The sequence below is a fragment of the Actinoplanes sp. NPDC049316 genome, assembly GCF_040677315.1.
Lineage (GTDB): Bacteria > Actinomycetota > Actinomycetes > Mycobacteriales > Micromonosporaceae > Actinoplanes.
Genome location: NZ_JBFAQM010000029.1, coordinates 37,227 through 49,498, shown reverse-complemented (window position 1 = coordinate 49,498; position 12,272 = coordinate 37,227). Strand labels below are relative to the sequence as shown.

Here is a 12,272-nt window from a genome sequence, read left to right as displayed (position 1 = left end):
ACGGTACTTCACTTTCCTGCGAGCGGGATGCCGACTCCCGCGCGTTCACGGATCCGGGACGAGCAATTGATGGGTCGCCAGCTCCCGGTAGAGCGGGCTGCCGGCGAGCAACTCCTCGTGGGTTCCGGTGGCGACGACGCGGCCCGCTTCGAGCACGACGATCAGGTCGCTGTCGACGACCGTGGAGAGCCGGTGCGCCACCACGATCAGCGTCCGCCGGATCGCCGCGGCGGCGATGGCCTCGCGCAGGGCGGCCTCGTTGCGGGCGTCGAGGTTGCTGGTGGGCTCGTCGAGCAGCAGGATCGGCGATTCCGCGAGCAGGCTGCGGGCGATCGCGAGGCGCTGCCGTTCGCCGCCGGAGAGCATGACGCCGCCCTCGCCCACCTGCACGTCCAGGCCTTCGGGCGTACGGGTGGCGAGCGCCTGCAGGTTGACCTCTTCGAGCGCGCGCCGCAGTCGTGCCTCCCCGGCGTCCGGCGCGGTCAGCAGCAGGTTGTCACGCAGCGTCCCGGCCAGCACCGGCGCCTCCTGCTCGACGTAGCCCAGCCGCCGGCGCAGCGCGTCCCGGGGCAGGGCACGCACGTCCGTGCCGTCGACCAGGAGCGCGCCGCCGGTCACCTCGTAGAACCGCTCGATGAGCGCCAGCAGCGTCGACTTGCCCGCCCCGGACGGGCCGACGAGCGCGACCCGTGAGCCGCGCGGGACGGAGAAGCTGACGCCGTGCAGGACCGGGCTGCCGCCCGGGTACGCGAACGTGACGTCCCGGAAGGTGACCGCGTCGGCGTCCGCACGGCTGACGCCCGGGCCGGCCGGCGCGTCGGCCGCCGTCTCCGCCGGCAGGCCCAGCACCTCCTCGATGCGCTGCAGGGCGCCGAGGCCGGTCTGCAGCCGGGTGTACGCGTTCAGCGCCTGGCCCAGCGGCACCACGAGGAAGAACAGGAAGAGGATGAACGCCACCAGGTCACCGACCGTGATGGCGCCCGCCGCGACCCGGGCCCCGCCGACGCCCAGGACGAGCAGGAACGCGCCCTGGGTGGCCGCCGCCGCGACCGGGCCGATCACGGTCTCCAGGCGGGCCACCCGCATGCCGGCCGCGTACGCCTCCTCGGCGCTGCGCGTCACGGCCCGGGTCTCCCGCTCCTCCGCGCCGCTCGCCCGGATGGTGCGTACCGCCGAGATGGCCCGCTCCACCGCCGAGGTCATCTCGCCGAGCCGCGCCTGCGCCTGCTCGGAGACGCCCCGTACGCGGCGGGAGACGACGAGCGCGACGGCCAGCCCCACGGCGAGGCCACCGGCGGCCACGGCCAGCAGCACCGGATCCAGCAGCGCCATCGCGATCGTCGCGCCGGCGACCATGACGACGCCGGTGACGAGCTCGAGCAGGCCGGAGGTGACGACGGCGCGCAGCAGCGTCGTGTCGGCGCCGACGCGGGACAACAGGTCACCGGTGCGGCGCCGGTCGTACTCGGCGATCGGCAGGCGCAGCAGGTGCCGGGCGAGCCGGCGCCGCGTGGTGAGCACGAGCCCCTCGGCGGTGCGCTGCAACAGGTAGTCGCGGGCCCCGCCGAGCGCGGCGCCGGTGAGCAGCAGGGTGACCAGGAGGGCGACCGCCGGGCCGGTCGGGCGCCCCGCCGAGACGGCGTCGAGCAGGTCGCGCACGAGCACCGGCTGTGCGAGCGAGGCGACCGCCGCCACCAGCGACAGGACGGCGACGATCAGGAGTGTCCCGCGGTGCCGGCGCAGGTACGGAAGCAGCGCGGCAGGACCCACCTTCCCGGCGACCATGCCCCGAAGCGTATCCATCACCCGCACGCGGCCGTTGCAGGTAGACACGGCGGCCGGGTTTGGGCGCCCGTACGGATGGGCACAGGGTGCGGACGACGCGACGGCCACGACGCGGCGCGGTACGCGGAGGGAGGCGGATGTCGAGCCAGCTGGTCTGCCGGCCCGAGCAGGAGCTCCCGGTCGCGATCCTGCGGGTCAGCGGGGTGCTCGACACGGTCACCGGCGACGCGCTCGAACAGGCCGTCTCCCGCTGCCTGTCGGCGCAACCGGAGGCGCTCCTCGTGGACGTGGCCGCCCTGGACGTCGCCGACCCGCTCGCCCTGGACGTGCTGAGCGCCGTGGTGTGCCGTACGGCCGAGTGGCCCGCCGCGCCGGTCATCCTGTGCGGCGCGGGGCCCGGCACCGCCCGCGCCATCGCGCAGTGGCCGGGCTGCGACGCCGTCGAGGTCGCCGACGACTGCGCCAAGGCCCTGGCCGGGCTGCACGACGAGCCGGAACCGCGGCGGATCCGGGTCCGGATGCGCCCGGTCCCCGACGCCTGCCGGCAGGTGCGCCAGCTCGTCGCGCAGACCTGCGCCGCGTGGCACCGCAAGGAGCTCGCCGCCACGGTCGGGCTGATCGCGACCGAGCTGGTGGCCAACGTGGTCCGGCACGCGCACACCACGATGGAGTTCACGCTGGGCCTGCGCGACGGGCGGGTCTGGCTGACCGTACGCGACGGCAGCCGGCTGCTGCCCCGGCCCAAGGAGCCCGGCGTCTCGGAGGCCGGCGGCCGCGGGCTGCAACTCGTCCGGGAGCTCACCGACGCCTGGGGGGTGCTGCCGGTGCCCGACGGCAAGGTGGTCTGGACACGGTTGACGGCGGGAGCGGCGTGACGAGCGAACACCGTGACGTGGTGGCTGTCGGCGCCTCCGCCGGCGGTGTGGAGGCCCTGCGCGCTCTCGTCGCCGGTCTGCCCTCCGACTACCCGGGCTCCCTGCTGGTCGTGCTCCACGTCCCGCGTGACGCGCCCAGCGCCCTGGCCGCGATCCTGTCGCGCTCCGGACCGCTCCCGGCGGCCCCCGCGGTCGACGGCGAGGAGCTGCGGTACGGCCGTATCTACGTCGCTCCGAACGATCATCACCTGCTGGTGCTCGAGGGCCGGATCCGGCTCACCCGCGGGCCGGCCGAGAACGGGCACCGGCCCGCGGTCGACCCGCTCTTCCGGTCCGTCGCGCGCGCCTTCGGTTCGCGGGCGATCGGGGTGGTCCTCTCCGGCTCCCGCGACGACGGCGCGGCGGGCCTGGCGAGCATCGCGGCGCACGGCGGGACGGCCGTCGTGCAGGATCCGGACGACGCGCTCTACCCCTGGATGCCGCGGGCGGCGATGACGCACGCGACGCCCGACCACATCGTGCCGGCCGCCGAGCTCGGCGGCCTGATCGCGGGGATCACCGCCATGGACCTACCCGAGCACCGCGCCGACCCCGCTCCCGACGACCTGCTCGACGCGGAGGTCGCCATCTCCGAGCTGGGACCGTCGACCACCGAGCGGCTCGACGCAACCCCGGCCGGCTTCGGCTGCCCCAGCTGTGGCGGCAGCCTGTTTCAGATCGGCGGACCGGTGCCGCGCTATCGCTGCCGGGTGGGTCATGCCTGGTCCGCCGAGAGCCTGCTCGACGAGCAGGCCATCGCCCTCGAAGGGGCGCTGTGGATGGCGTTGCGTGCCCTGGAGGAGAAGTCGGCCCTCAGCCGTCGCATGGCGGCGCGCTCCGGTCAGGACATGGCGGCCGCGCGTGACCGCTTTTCCGACATGGCCCACGACGCCGACGAGGCGGGCGCGGCGATCCGCCGGTTGATCGCCCGGATCGGCTCGGCCACGGCCCGTGGCGACACCACACCGGCGTCCTGAGCGGCCCTCGCCGCTGCGATACGGTCTGCTCGTGAGCCCGATCGACCCCGACTTCGAAGCGCTTCTCCTCTACCTCAAGGAGGCGCGCGGCTTCGACTTCACCGGGTACAAGCGGTCCAGCCTGATGCGCCGCGTCAACCGCCGCATGACTCAGGTGGAGGCGACCGGCTATCCGGACTACCTCGACTACCTCCAGGTGCATCCGGACGAGTTCACGGCACTGTTCAACACAATCCTGATCAACGTCACCGGCTTCTTCCGGGACGCCGAAGCGTGGGACTTCCTCAGCTCGGACGTCATCGAGCCGCTCGTGTCGACCCGGGCCGCCGACTCCCCCATCCGGGTGTGGTCCGCCGGCTGCGCCTCGGGCGAGGAGGCGTACACGCTGGCGATGGCGCTGTCGGAGGTCATGGGCGTCGAGGCCTTCCGCGACCGGGTCAAGATCTACGCCACTGATGTGGACGAGGAGCAGCTCGCGGAGGCCCGGCAGGCGACGTACGGCGAGCGGGAGATGCAGGCGGTGCCGCCGCAGCTCGTGGCGAAGTATTTCGAGGCCGCGGGCAACCGCTCCACATTCCGCAAAGACCTGCGGCGTTCGATCATCTTCGGCCGCAACGACCTGGTCCAGGACGCGCCCATCTCCCGGATAGACCTGCTGGCCTGCCGCAACACGCTGATGTACTTCAACGCCGAGACGCAGGCCAAGATCCTCTCCCGGTTCCACTTCGCCCTCAACGACGGCGGAATGCTGTTCCTCGGCAAGGCCGAGATGTTGCTCAGCCATGGCAACCTCTTCACGCCCATAGACCTCAAGCGCCGGGTCTTCCGCCGGGTGCCCCGGGTGATGCCCATCGCCGGCGCGGTTTTCGCCGAGCCCGTGCCCCCGCCCAGCGGCACCGTCCTGGGCCTGGACGCCCTGCGCAACGAGGCGTTCGCCGCCAGCCCGCTGGCCCAGCTGGGGCTGACCTCCGACGGCCTGGTCGCGCTGACCAACCGGGAGCTGGAGAAGCTGTTCGGGGTGTCCTCGCGGGACATCGGCCGGCCGTTCCGCGACCTCGAGCTCTCCTACCGGCCGGTGGAGCTGCGCCGCTACATCGAGCAGGCCCAGCTGGAGCGCCGCACGCTGCGGGTCCCCGACGTCGAGTACGGCCGCAACGGCGACGTCACCCACCTCGAGGTGCAGGTCACCCCGCTCACCGGCGGCGACGGCAGCCTGCTCGGCGTCAACCTGATCTTCCACGACGTGACCGCGGCACGGCGGCTGCGCGACGATCTCGAGCATGCCAACCAACAGCTGGAGGCGGCGTACGAGGAACTGCAGTCCACGAACGAGGAGCTCGAGACCACCAACGAGGAGCTCCAGTCGACGGTCGAGGAGCTGGAGACCACCAACGAGGAGCTCCAGTCGACCAACGAGGAACTGGAGACGATGAACGAGGAGCTCCAGTCCACCAACGACGAGCTGCAGAGCATCAACGACCAGCTCCGGGTCAGCACGACGCAACTCGACGAGGCGAACTCCTTCCTCGAGACCGTCCTGACCAGCCTCCGCGCCGGCGTCGCCGTGGTCGACCCGGACCTGCGGATCCGGATGTGGAACCGGCGGGCCGAGGATCTCTGGGGTCTGCGCTCCGAGGAAGTGGTCGGTGAGCACTTCCTCAACCTGGACATGGGGCTACCGTTCGAGCAGCTCCGGCCGCTGTTGCGCGGTGCGCTCAATGAGGACGGCACGGCCGGCGAGATCTCGGTGGACGCAATCAACCGGCGCGGGCGGTCCGTCGTGGTCCGCGTCGCCTGCGCCCCTCTGCGCGGTCAGGATGCGTCCCGCGGACCCGAGGGTGCCATCATCGTCATGGAGGCGGACGACGTCTGACGTTTCGTCCGGCAACTGCGGGGTATCCTGCGTCGTCGGTGGGCAGAAGGAGACGACGGTGGGCGTCGAAACGCTGGTGCAGGCGGACGTCGCGCGCCTGATCGCCCGAGTCTCCGGGGTTCTCGACCTGACGGACACCGCTCCGCTGCGCAACCGGCTCCTGAAATGCCTCGCCGAGCAGCCCGAAGCGCTGCTCGTCGACCTGGCTCAGCTGACCCTGCGCGAGCCGCTGGCCCTCGCGGTCTTCTCCGCGGTCGCCCGGCAGGCCGCACGCTGGCCCGCCATTCCGGTCGCGCTCTGCGCCCCGAGGCCGGAGATACGCAGATCCCTGGGCCTGGCGGCGTACCGGAATCTCCCCGTCTACGCCTCCGTGCAGGCGGCGCGGGACGGGCTGCCCGACCACCGCGAGACGCTGCGGGTGCTCACCGACGAGCTGCTGCCGATCACCGGAGCCGCACGCCAGGCGCGCAACGTGGCGACCGAGGCCTGCCTGCTGTGGGACCTGCCCGACCTGGTGGCGCCGGCCAGCCTGATCGCCAGCGAACTGGTCAGCAACGTGATCGACCACGCCGGCACGATGATGACGCTGCGGATGACGCTGCGCCGCCGCTACCTGCAGATCTCGGTCAGCGACGGCTCCAGCGAGGTGCCGGCCCTGCAGATCGCCGCGCCCGCGCACGCCTCCAACGGACGCGGGCTGATGCTCGTGGACGCGACCGCCCACGCCTGGGGCTGGCTGCCCTGCAACGGCGGCAAGGTGGTCTGGGCGTCGCTCCGCACCGCCTGACCACCTCCGGCCCGTTGTCTGCACCGGCCGGGAGCTCCGGCCGCCGGGCCGTCGCGGCCGCCGGTGGCGTTCTGAGCGGTCGCGGTCCGGCGGGCCGTTGTCAGCGCCGGCGGTCGCGCATGAGGTTCTGCAGGCCCGAGACGCCCAAGATCCGGGCCACGTACGGCTGCGCGCCCGCCAGCGTCAGCTCCGCCTCGGCCACGGACGCCGCGGAGGCGGCATCCACCAGGACTGCCACCCCGGCGGCGTCCACCAGCGGCACCGCGGTGAGATCGATGACCAGCTGCCGGCCCGCCAGTTGCGTGATGGCGTGCCGTACGGCCGCACGCAGCCGGTCGGCGGTGTCCCGGTCGACCTCGCCTCGCACCCGTACGGTCAGCACGGCGTCGTCGTGCTGCACGAAGACCTGCATGCCGTGCGGGTCCGCCGGGCCGTTCGCACCCTCCCAGCGCGGCAGGGTGTCGCTGAGCATCGCCTCGCGCAGCCACGCCAGCGACCGGCTGAGCAGCCGTGACACGTGCATCTGCGAGATGCCGAGCTCATCGGCGATCTGGGCCTGCGTACGGTTGCCGTAGAAACGCATGGCGAGCATCCGCCGCTCCCGGGCCGGCAGCCGCAGCAGCAGACCGGCGACGGTCAGCTTGTCGTCGACCATCTCCAGGTCGGTGTCCGTGTCGCCCAGCAGGTCACCGAACTCCGCCGCGCCGTCGCCACCCGCGGGCGCGTTCAGCGACGACGGCGAATACCCGGCGGCGGACTCCAGCGCCTCCAGCACGGCGGGCAGCGGCACGTCCAGGCGCGCGGCGATCTCCGCCGGGGTCGGCGTGCGCGACAGCTCGGTGGTCAGCACCATCGAGGCGTGCCCGACCTCCAGGCTCAGGTCCTGCACCCGCCGCGGCACGTGAACCCCCCACGTCCGGTCGCGGAAGTGCCGCTTGATCTCACCGGAGATCGTGATGACCGCGTACGCCGTGAAGGAACCGCGGGCGGGGTCGTACCGGTCGATCGCCTTCACCAGGCCCAGCCGGGCGACCTGCTCGAGGTCCTCCATGTTCTCGCCGCGCCCCCGGTAGCGGCGCGCCATACGACCGGCGAAGGGCAGGCAGATCCGCGTCAGATCGTCACGCAACGCCGCGCGGACCGAGTCGGAGGCGCCGGCGATGCGTGTGGCGTAATCCACGGCCGCGGCGTCGAGGTCCTCGAGGACGCGCGTCGATGAGTCGTCCCGTGCAGGCATGCTGCTCCCTCCGCCAGGGCGGCGCGCTCATGACCGCGGCGAAGCGGCCGGCTGCTCCAGCGATAGCGTCGTGCGGCCCGACCGTCGGCGACCTGCGTGCCGTCGGCGAGCCCCACGTCCGGCGAACCTCCTTGCCCCGGGGGCACCGGCCCAAACAACACATCGACCGGATCAGTGACGTTCAGTCTACGACCGCCGGTATGCCCCTCACTGCTGCGTTCGCGGAGGAAGTCCGCTCGGCGTGTCGTCGGCAGCGGGCTCCCCCACCTTCGGCTCGGCGATACGCGCCGGCGGCTCGGCGACACGGGCTGGCGGCTCGGCGACACGGGCCGGCGGCTCGGCGGCACGCGCCGGAGCAGAGCGGCCGGGCAGCCCGGACGGCGCTCCCTGCTCCGCCGCGCCCGGCTGCAGCGGGCGGTTCAGCTGGCCCATCTGCGGCGGCTCCAGCGGCGGCCGGTTCGGCCGCGACGCCGGCTGCCGGTGGGGATCCCCGGCCGGACCGGAACCGGAGGCGGGGCGGCCCAGACCCGACGGGGCCTCCGAACCCGGCGTCCGCCCTCCGAACCCGGACGGGGCCTGCGACCCGGAAGGGTTCTGCGGGCCGGGACCGGTCTGCGAGCCGGGACCGGTCTGCGAGCCCGGTGTGGCCTGCGAGCCCGGTGTGGCCTGCGAGCCGGGCGCGGCCTGCGAGCCCGGTGTGGCCTGCGAGCCCGGTGTGGCCTGCGAGCCCGGCGCGGCGTTGCCGAGGCCCGAGGGGGCTGCTGCCGGGCGGCCGAGGCCCGACGGGGCCGATGCCGAGTCGCCGGGGCCTGACGGGCCGGGCCCGGGGCTGCCGAGGCCCGGCGCGGTCCCTGCCGGGCGGCCGAGGCCCGACGGGGCGGCCGGCGGCTGGGCGGCCGGCGGCTGGGCGGCCGGCCGGCGCAGGAAGGCGGCGGAGACGTCGGGGCCTGCTTCGGGGCGGGGCGCCCCGGGACTTTGCTGGTCCTGACCGGCCGCGGGCTGAGGGCGGTCGGTCGGGACCGTCTGCGGCGGTTCGAGCGGCGGCCGGGCGGCGCTGGGCGCGGGCGCGGCGGCTGGGGCTTGGCCGGGGACCTCGGTGCGCTCCTGGGGAGCGGCCCACGTAGGTGCCGGCCAGTCCGAGTCAGCCGAACCGGATGCGGCCGAACCAGGCGCGGCCGCCGGCGCACCGGGCGCGGGCGCACCAGGCGCGGGCGCACCAGGCGCGGGCGCACCAGGCGCAAGCGCACCCGGCACAGGCGCACCAGGCGCAGACATCGCCTGATCGGAAGCGGGCGAGCCGACCCCGGGCGCGGCCGACGCCGAGCCCGCGCCGGCCGGCGCGGAATTGGCCGCGCCGGTGCTGCCCGCGGAGGGCGTGCGGGCGGGACCCGGTCCGGGCGCTGCCCCGGCAGCCGGCTCCGGCGGCCGGGCCGAGGGGGTGAACCGCGGCGCGTCCAGGGGACGGTTCTGCCGGGTGAACACCGGCGGGCCGAGCAGCAGCGGGTCCATGTCGGCGACGTCGCGGGCCGCGGGCGGGGACGACGGGCGCGCTGACCCGGCCGGTGGCATGCGGGGCTCGGCCGGGGCGGGCGTACGGAATTCCGCAGGCGCGGGACCGCCGATGCCAGGTCCTGCGCCGGCCGGGGCGGGCGGCCACCCGCCGGATGCGCCCGGAGGCTGGACGGCCGGAGACTGGGCGGCCGGAGACTGCGCGGCCGGAGACTGGACGGCCGGAGACTGGACGGCCGGAGACTGGGCGGCCGGAGGCTGGAAAGCCGGGCCGGGAACCCCGCCGGGCACTGCGGCCTGACCCGGCGCGTGCAGCGCCGCATCCGCCGGACGGCTCGCGGCATCCGGGACGTCCGGCACACGGGACTCGGTGGCCGGGACGTCCAAGCGGTGGGACTCGGTGGCCGGGACGTCCAAGGGGCGGGATGCCGAGTTTTCCGGGCCGGAGTGCACGTCCGTGGGCGACGGGGCAATCGGTCCCTGTGCCGGCGGTCCCGACGCCGGCGCGGTGAAGGACAGCCCGGTGGGCCGGTCCTCGCCGGGCCGCCCGGCCTGCGCCGAGAACGGGACGAAGCCCTCGGGGGCCGGGGCGGGGTCCGGGGTGGTCAGCCAGGCCGGCGCCGGCAGCGGCTCGGCGGGCGGGGTGAACGACGGTACGTCGTCGCCGGCCGGGGTCGGCGGCGGAAAGGCCGGTGCCGACGCCGCCGGGGTGAAGGCGGAGGCCACGGGCGGGGTCGACGGCGTCGCGACCGGGAGGCCCGATCCGGCGTCCAGCGGCACCGTCGACTGCTGGGTGCCGGACGCGGCGAGACCGAGCGGGGAGGCTCCCGGGCCGCCGCGGGCCGCCGCGACCAGGCCGGACGACTCGGCGAGGCCGGCCGCCTCGACGACCTCGGCCGCGGCCCGGCCGGCCGCGCAGGGCAGGGGTTCGCCGCAGACCGGGCAGACCGTCAGGCCGTCGTGCGGCCCGCGGCCGCCCGCGTGGGCCTGGACCATCTCCCAGGCCGTACGCGCGAGCACGCTCTGCGGGTTGATGTACTGCGTACCGATCCTGCCCATGCCGTTGCACCCCCGTAGCTCGCCTGTGACAGGCGCTCACGGTCCAGTTCACCGTGATCCGGGCGGCTCCGCGCCGCTTTCGCGCAATCGGTAGACGTACGGGTCGGTGCGGGTTTCCGTACGGGGTCGGCAGGGCAACCGCTGCGCATGAGTGTTGCGGCTGACGACCACGGGGCGACGATCATTCCGTACGAGGACGGTCCGTACCTGCTGCGCGGGGATTTCACGCTGCGCACCCCGGACGGCGAGGTCATCGAGCCGGGCCGCGGCACGGTCGCCCTGTGCCGCTGCGGCAAGTCCGCGATCAAGCCGTTCTGCGACGGCACGCACAAGGCCATCGGCTTCCGGGCCGGCACCCGGCGCGACTCCCCCGCTCCCCGCGACGCCTGACCGGCGGCCGGCCCAGGCCCACGGCCCGGCGGAGCGGCCCGGGGAAGGCCCCTCGGCCCGCGGAAGCAGAAGGGCCGCGATCACGTACGCAGGGACGACTCACCCGCCTCCCAGCGGGACAGGACGTACTCGGCCCAGCGGTCCTCCAGCGTCAGCACGCACCGGGCACCGAACAGCACGTCCGCGGCGAGTTCCGGTTCGGCCGCGCAGAACGAGCCACACATGTCGAAGGCGGCGATCTGCTCGTGCACCGCGTCCGCCTCGACGTGCTCGTCGTAGAAGCGGGTGGCCGCGGCGTCCCCGCCGAGGCGGCGCAGGGCGTTGCCGTACGAGCGGTTGGGGCCGGTCGAGGTCATCTCGTACGCGGCCAGGTGCCCCAGCAGCGCCCCGCGCAGCCGCCGGTGCAGCCCGAACAGCGACATGAGGTTGTTGTTCGCGAGGGTCTGCCAGGGCACCACGTCGACGTACGCGCCGTACGTGCTGTCGAGGCCGAGCGCCGTCATCGTGTCCTTGAACATCTCCTGGTGCATGCGGTGGGTGACGCCCCCGCCGTACTCGTCGATCTGGACCTCGATGAGGGCGGCCTTGGCCGGCCCGGCGAGCCGGGGGATCGCGAAGGTGTGCGGGTCCGCCTCGCGCAGGTGGTAGACGGAGCGGTGGGTGGCGAACTCCCGGAACTGTTCCCGCGTGGCACGCCCCCGCAGGTAGCCGGACAGCGACGGCCCGCCGGTCTCGCGGGTCATCTCGATGAGCGCGTGCGGCACGTCGTCGGTGGCCTCGGGCACGGGCAGCTCGCGCAGTATCGCCTCGAAGCGCGCCTCGAGCCGGGCCCGGAGGCCGAGCAGTGCCGGATGCCACTCCCAGGTGTCGTCGACCCCGTCCCAGCCGCGGTAGTGCAGCTCGTACAGGACGAACAGGGTCAGGTGCAGGTCGTCGTCGGAGTCGGGATCCCCGGCGGAGAAGTCGTGCGGCGCCTGGACGAGGGCGGCGATGACCGCGTCGGAGACGGGTCCACGAGGCGAAGGCAGCTTCATGCAGCACTTCCTACGAGAGGAGGACGGACCGGGTGAATGCCCGGTGCCACCCCCGCCAAACGATCACGATCCCGCCCGGCACGGGTACATGAACCGCAAATTCACTCACTGTGTCGGAAACGTCGCTCTCCGTACCATGAAGTCACCCCAGGAGGTGATTTCCATGGATGACACCGAGCTGTACCGCGAGCAGATCCTCCGGCATGCCGCTCCGGTCATCACCGGGCGGTTCCTCGGCTTCCGGGCCTCGTACACCCGCGAGGTCAAGGTCGGGCAGCCGCTGCTCATCGCGGTGTTCGTGACCGCCACCATCGCCCAGCTGCTCGGCACGGTGCTGGTCGCCCTGCTGCGCACCGGCGGGACCGGCGGGGCGCGGCGCAAGTTCAAGGAGCTGAAGAAGGGGCCGGAGTACCTCGTCACCCCGGTCCGGCTGCGTGACGACCTCGGGCAGACGTACGAGGTGGAGATGCACGGCCAGCTCCCCCAGTCCGCGCTGCACCGCGGCGACCTGGTGCAGGTGCGTACGGTCCTGCAGAAGGACCCGGACCTGCCGGCGAAGCTGCAGCAGGTCCTGAACCTGGAGACGCTGCAGCCCTACACGCCGCGGATCCCGACGATGTGGTCCCACCTGGGGCCGGGCCTGCTGATCCAGGCCGTGCTCGGGCTGTCGGTCGCGACAGCCGTGGCAGCGGCCTGGATCGCCTGAG

The 12,272-nt window shown here is 73.9% G+C and carries 10 protein-coding genes; 6 read left to right on the top strand and 4 right to left on the bottom strand.

Annotated elements, in window-relative coordinates; all coding sequences use genetic code 11:
• Nucleotides 1–45 precede the first annotated feature (45 nt).
• Complete coding sequence (locus tag AB0K03_RS32535) at nucleotides 46–1,785, bottom strand: ABC transporter ATP-binding protein (protein WP_364692909.1); 1,740 nt, start codon at nucleotides 1,783–1,785, stop codon at nucleotides 46–48.
• A gap of 137 nt (nucleotides 1,786–1,922) precedes the next feature.
• Here AB0K03_RS32535 and AB0K03_RS32530 point away from each other — a divergent pair, with 137 nt between their 5' ends.
• The 4 genes from AB0K03_RS32530 to AB0K03_RS32515 are packed head-to-tail and all read left to right on the top strand — an operon-like array spanning nucleotide 1,923 to nucleotide 6,336.
• Nucleotides 1,923–2,660: an ATP-binding protein gene (locus tag AB0K03_RS32530; protein ID WP_364692906.1), complete on the top strand. Its 738-nt coding sequence runs from the start codon at nucleotides 1,923–1,925 to the stop codon at nucleotides 2,658–2,660.
• Entirely contained in the window at nucleotides 2,657–3,676 is a 1,020-nt protein-coding gene (locus AB0K03_RS32525) for a chemotaxis protein CheB (protein ID WP_364692903.1), read from the top strand. The genes AB0K03_RS32530 and AB0K03_RS32525 overlap by 4 nt, the downstream gene beginning before the upstream one ends.
• A gap of 31 nt (nucleotides 3,677–3,707) precedes the next feature.
• Complete coding sequence (locus tag AB0K03_RS32520; RefSeq protein ID WP_364692900.1) at nucleotides 3,708–5,549, top strand: CheR family methyltransferase; 1,842 nt, start codon at nucleotides 3,708–3,710, stop codon at nucleotides 5,547–5,549.
• A gap of 58 nt (nucleotides 5,550–5,607) precedes the next feature.
• A complete protein-coding gene (locus tag AB0K03_RS32515) occupies nucleotides 5,608–6,336 on the top strand; it encodes an ATP-binding protein (RefSeq protein WP_364692897.1) in 729 nt (242 codons plus the stop codon).
• Between the two features lie 100 nt (nucleotides 6,337–6,436).
• On the opposite strand, the gene AB0K03_RS32510 is transcribed toward AB0K03_RS32515, so the two are convergent.
• Together AB0K03_RS32510 and AB0K03_RS32505 are read right to left on the bottom strand one after the other, a co-directional pair.
• Nucleotides 6,437–7,573 carry a SigB/SigF/SigG family RNA polymerase sigma factor gene (locus AB0K03_RS32510; protein WP_364692894.1) on the bottom strand — a complete coding sequence of 379 codons (1,137 nt, stop codon included), beginning with the start codon at nucleotides 7,571–7,573 and terminating at the stop codon, nucleotides 6,437–6,439.
• A 207-nt stretch (nucleotides 7,574–7,780) separates the two neighbouring features.
• On the bottom strand, nucleotides 7,781–10,141 hold the full coding sequence (locus tag AB0K03_RS32505; protein ID WP_364692891.1) for a hypothetical protein: 2,361 nt from the start codon (nucleotides 10,139–10,141) through the stop codon (nucleotides 7,781–7,783).
• Nucleotides 10,142–10,288: 147 nt separating this feature from the next.
• Between AB0K03_RS32505 and AB0K03_RS32500 the strand changes: the two genes are divergently transcribed.
• Entirely contained in the window at nucleotides 10,289–10,531 is a 243-nt protein-coding gene (locus AB0K03_RS32500) for a CDGSH iron-sulfur domain-containing protein (protein WP_364692888.1), read from the top strand.
• An 80-nt stretch (nucleotides 10,532–10,611) separates the two neighbouring features.
• Here AB0K03_RS32500 and AB0K03_RS32495 read toward each other — a convergent pair whose 3' ends face one another.
• Entirely contained in the window at nucleotides 10,612–11,565 is a 954-nt protein-coding gene (locus AB0K03_RS32495) for an iron-containing redox enzyme family protein (protein ID WP_364692886.1), read from the bottom strand.
• A gap of 163 nt (nucleotides 11,566–11,728) precedes the next feature.
• Here AB0K03_RS32495 and AB0K03_RS32490 point away from each other — a divergent pair, with 163 nt between their 5' ends.
• Nucleotides 11,729–12,271, top strand: coding sequence for a hypothetical protein (locus AB0K03_RS32490; protein ID WP_364692883.1), 543 nt, complete (start codon nucleotides 11,729–11,731; stop codon nucleotides 12,269–12,271).
• Nucleotide 12,272 lies beyond the last annotated feature (1 nt).